The organism is Pseudomonas sp. Sample_24 (assembly GCF_004307605.1).
In the GTDB taxonomy this organism is placed as follows: Bacteria; Pseudomonadota; Gammaproteobacteria; order Pseudomonadales; family Pseudomonadaceae; genus Aquipseudomonas.
In genome coordinates this window covers 1-4,310 of record NZ_RCNW01000324.1, presented here as the reverse complement: position 1 = coordinate 4,310, position 4,310 = coordinate 1, and the positions used below count along the sequence as shown (strand labels likewise).

Below are 4,310 nucleotides of genomic sequence, written 5' to 3'. Positions count from 1 at the left end.
TGGCCGAACATTCCTTCAAACAGTGCATCCCATGCTGAAGAAGCTGTTCCAGTCATTCCGTACTCCCCTGCGTCGTACGCAACACATCCGCAGCACGCCTGAAGTGCTCAACAGCGGCCAACATTCGCTGCAAAAGGGGCAATTCAGCCGTTACGCGGTGAACATCGTCGAACGCCTGCAGGGCGCTGGCTACCAGGCGTATCTGGTTGGCGGCTGTGTGCGTGACATGCTGCTCGGCATTACGCCGAAAGACTTTGACGTTGCCACCAGTGCCACCCCTGAGCAGGTTCGGGCCGAATTCCGCAATGCGCGAATCATCGGACGCCGGTTCAAACTGGTGCACATCCACTTTGGTCGCGAAATCATCGAAGTTGCGACCTTCCGCGCCAATCACCCGCAAAACGATGAAGAGGAAGACAACAATCAATCCTCGCGCAATGAAAGCGGGCGCATCCTGCGCGATAACGTGTATGGCACCCTGGAAGAAGACGCACAACGCCGCGACTTCACCATCAACGCCCTGTATTACGATCCGGTCAGCGAACGGATTCTCGATTACGCCAACGGCGTACACGACATTCGCAATCAATTGATCCGTCTGATCGGCGATCCGAAACAGCGCTACCAGGAAGACCCGGTGCGGATGTTGCGAGCCGTGCGTTTTGCCGCCAAGCTGAATTTCGGCATCGAAAAACACAGCGCTACGCCAATCCGCGACCTGGCACCGATGCTGCGCGAGATTCCATCGGCCCGTCTGTTCGAGGAAGTACTCAAGCTGTTCCTTTCCGGCCACGCCGCGGACACCTTCGAGATGCTGGTCGACCTGCAACTGTTCGATCCTCTGTTCCCGGCCAGTGCCGAGGCCCTGGAGTACAACCCGACTTACACCCATACGTTGATCAGCGAAGCGCTGATCAACACCGACCTGCGGATCAAGCAGAACAAACCGGTGACTCCGGCCTTCCTGTTTGCGGCGCTGCTCTGGCCAGCCTTGCCGGCTCGCGTCCTGCGCTTGCAGGAACGTGGGATGCCGCCGATTCCGGCGATGCAGGAAGCAGCCCACGAACTGATTGCCGAGCAATGCCAGCGCATCGCGATCCCGAAACGTTTCACCATGCCGATCCGCGAAATCTGGGACATGCAGGAACGCCTGCCCCGCCGCAGCGGCAAGCGCGCCGATCTGCTGCTGGACAACCCACGCTTCCGTGCCGGTTACGACTTCCTCTTGCTGCGCGAAAGCGCCGGCGAGCAGACCGATGGCCTGGGCGAATGGTGGACCGATTATCAGGATGCCAATGAAAGCGAACGTCGCGACATGATTCGCGACCTCAGCGGCAAGGACGAAGCTGGCGGCGCGCCGCGCAAGCGTCGTCGCAGCGGCGGCTCCAAGCGCAAACGCGCAGCGGGCGCTTCGAGTACCACGGGCGAGTAATCGATGGAACGCATCTACATCGGCATGGGCAGCAACCTGGCTGACCCGGCTGAACAATTGCGCAGCGCTGTTGAAGCGCTGGCGCAGCTGCCGCAATCGAAACTGGTCGGGGTGTCCGCGTTTTATCAAAGCGACTCGCTGCTCCCTGGCCAACCGCGTTACACCAATGCGGTGGCCGCTCTCGACAGCACGCTGGCGCCACTGGACCTGCTGGATGCCTTGCAAGCCATCGAAAACGGCCAGGGCCGCGAGCGACTGGAGCGATGGGGCCCGCGTACGCTGGACCTCGATATCCTGCTGTTCGGTGATCAGGTGATCGATGAGGCGCGCCTCAAGGTGCCGCACTATCACATGCAGGAGCGGGCTTTCGTTCTATACCCGCTGGCCGAACTGGCGCCCGCGGATCTGCACCTGGCCGATGGCCGCACCCTCCGCGAACTGCTGGCCGCCTGCCCGTTCGTCGGACTTGAACGCCTGTCCCAAGATTGACGCAGCCCCCTGTAGGAGCGAGCCTGCTCGCGATGGCGATTGAACAATCACCAGGATTGTTGACTGACACGCCGCTATCGCGAGCAGGCTTGCTCCTTAATTGGGTTACTTTGCGTCCGGCAGTCTGCTGAAACGCATCAGTTACTTCGGTAACACCCCACCCGTAACAATGCGGTAACACACCGGATTGACTTCCCGAGTTCTCATCACGACTATAGGCGTCCCGCTGCCGCCAATGCGGCACACAAGGGCGCAATCCAGGCCTTATAAGCACGACAAAAGACCGTGCGCCTGAGTACATGACGAATCACGCGCGTTACTCGCAGTAGTTTCCATAGCGCCTGAACGAGGATTTTTTGACATGCCAGCCATCACCCTGACCACGCTCCAGAGCCTCAAGCAGAAAGGTGAGAAAATCACCATGCTGACCTGCTATGACGCGACCTTCGCCCACGCCTGCAATCAGGCTGGCGTCGAAGTACTGCTGGTGGGCGACTCACTCGGCATGGTTTTGCAGGGTCACGACAGCACCTTGCCGGTCACCACTGCCGAAATGGCTTACCACGTCGCCGCCGTCAAACGCGGTAACAGCGATGCGTTGATTCTCGCCGACCTGCCTTTCATGGCCTATGCCACCACCGAACAAGCCATGACCAACAGCGCCCTGTTGATGCAAGCGGGTGCGCACATGGTCAAGGTCGAAGGTGCATTGTGGCTGGCAGATTCCATTCGCCTGCTCGCCGAACGCGGTATCCCGGTTTGCGCGCATATGGGCCTGACCCCGCAATCGGTGAATATCCTTGGCGGCTACAAAGTCCAGGGCCGCAACGAAAACCAGGCACGGCAGATGCGCGCCGACGCAATTTCGCTGGAACAGGCCGGCGCAGCCATGCTGTTGCTCGAATGTGTGCCAAGCGAATTGGCCGAAGAAATCACTCAGGCCGTCAAGATTCCCGTGATTGGCATTGGCGCAGGCAACCGCACCGACGGCCAGGTACTGGTCCTGCACGACATGCTCGGCCTGTCGATCACTGGTCGCGTACCGAAGTTCGTGAAAAACTTCATGGCTGGCCAGGAAAGCATTCACGCGGCCTTGAGCGCCTACGTCAGCGAAGTCAAGGCAGCGACCTTCCCAGGCATCGAACACGGATTCTCTGCATGAACACCGTAAAAACCGTACGCGAACTGCGGGCCGCCGTGGCCCGCGCCCGCAGCGAAGGCAAGCGCATCGGCTTCGTGCCGACCATGGGCAACCTCCACAGCGGTCACGTTGCGCTGATCACCAAGGCCACCCAGCGGGTGGATTTCGTGGTCGCGAGCATTTTCGTCAACCCGCTGCAGTTCGGCGCCGGCGAAGACCTCGACAAGTACCCGCGCACTCTCGCGGCGGATCAGGAAAAACTGCTCGAAGCTGGTTGCGATCTGTTGTTCGCACCCACCGTTGAAGAGATGTACCCCGAGGGCATGACCGGCCAGACCCGTGTCAGCGTCCCGCAGCTGTCCGAAGGCCTGTGCGGCGCCAGCCGTCCGGGACACTTCGAAGGCGTGGCGACGGTGGTCAGCAAACTGTTCAACATGGTCCAGCCGGACCTGGCGATTTTCGGCGAGAAAGACTTCCAGCAACTGGCGGTGATTCGCGCGCTGGTTCATGACCTGAACATGCCGATCCAGATCATCGGCGAGCCGACCGTCCGTGCGGCCGATGGGTTGGCGCTGTCGTCGCGCAATGGTTTCCTCAGCGAAGAACAACGGGCCGTGGCGCCAGTGGTTTATCGCACGCTGCGCGAGATTGCCGAGTCGATCAAGCAGGGTGAGCGGGATTTCCCGGCGCTGATCAATGCGCAGATCCAACAGCTTGAAGCTGCAGGCTTACGCACGGACTACCTGGAAATTCGCCACGCCCTGACCTTGCGCCCGGCAACGGCCGAGGATCGCGACCTGGTGATTCTGGTGGCGGCGTTCCTCGGGACGACGCGGTTGATCGACAACCTGCACCTGAATCTCGACACCCCCATCTAAACAGCACAAACCCTCTGTGAGAGCCAACCTGCTGGCGATCGTGAATGTTCAGTCACCCATGTTTTTTGACGGACACACCGCCATCGCCAGCAGGCTGGCTGCCACGAAGGCGATCTTCGCCAGTCCAAATTGCCTGATTCCAGACCTCTCCCCTTCCGTTTGTCGGACCGTTCCTAACCTTGATGTTAAAAAAGTACCGGAAACGGGTCAGACAAAGTCAAGACAGATCACTGCGCGGGGTTTACTGTAGTCGCCCTGCGCCATGAATTCGTGTCGACGCAGTTGACCGGACCGCCGCCCCCTGGCGCTCCGGTATTTTTAGTGTTCAAAAGGCCGTTCAAGTAAAAAGGAAACCCGCAGCGATGGCGTA

4 protein-coding genes are annotated in these 4,310 nt (G+C 60.0%); all 4 read left to right on the top strand.

Annotated elements, in window-relative coordinates; all coding sequences use genetic code 11:
• The first annotated feature begins 31 nt into the window (after positions 1-31).
• The 4 genes from D8V06_RS17650 to panC all read left to right on the top strand — a co-directional run bounded on the left by D8V06_RS17650 (position 32) and on the right by panC (position 3,940).
• The gene (locus tag D8V06_RS17650) at positions 32-1,432 is read left to right on the top strand and encodes a polynucleotide adenylyltransferase PcnB (RefSeq protein ID WP_056855623.1); all 1,401 of its coding nucleotides are present in this window, start codon (positions 32-34) and stop codon (positions 1,430-1,432) included.
• A gap of 3 nt (positions 1,433-1,435) precedes the next feature.
• Positions 1,436-1,921 (top strand): 2-amino-4-hydroxy-6-hydroxymethyldihydropteridine diphosphokinase, encoded by a 486-nt coding sequence (gene folK / locus D8V06_RS17645; RefSeq protein ID WP_056855624.1) that lies wholly within the window; start codon positions 1,436-1,438, stop codon positions 1,919-1,921.
• Between the two features lie 361 nt (positions 1,922-2,282).
• Complete coding sequence (panB, locus tag D8V06_RS17640) at positions 2,283-3,083, top strand: 3-methyl-2-oxobutanoate hydroxymethyltransferase (RefSeq protein ID WP_130903546.1); 801 nt, start codon at positions 2,283-2,285, stop codon at positions 3,081-3,083.
• On the top strand, positions 3,080-3,940 hold the full coding sequence (gene panC / locus D8V06_RS17635) for a pantoate--beta-alanine ligase (RefSeq protein WP_130907401.1): 861 nt from the start codon (positions 3,080-3,082) through the stop codon (positions 3,938-3,940). The genes panB and panC overlap by 4 nt, the downstream gene beginning before the upstream one ends.
• The last annotated feature ends 370 nt before the right edge of the window (positions 3,941-4,310 follow it).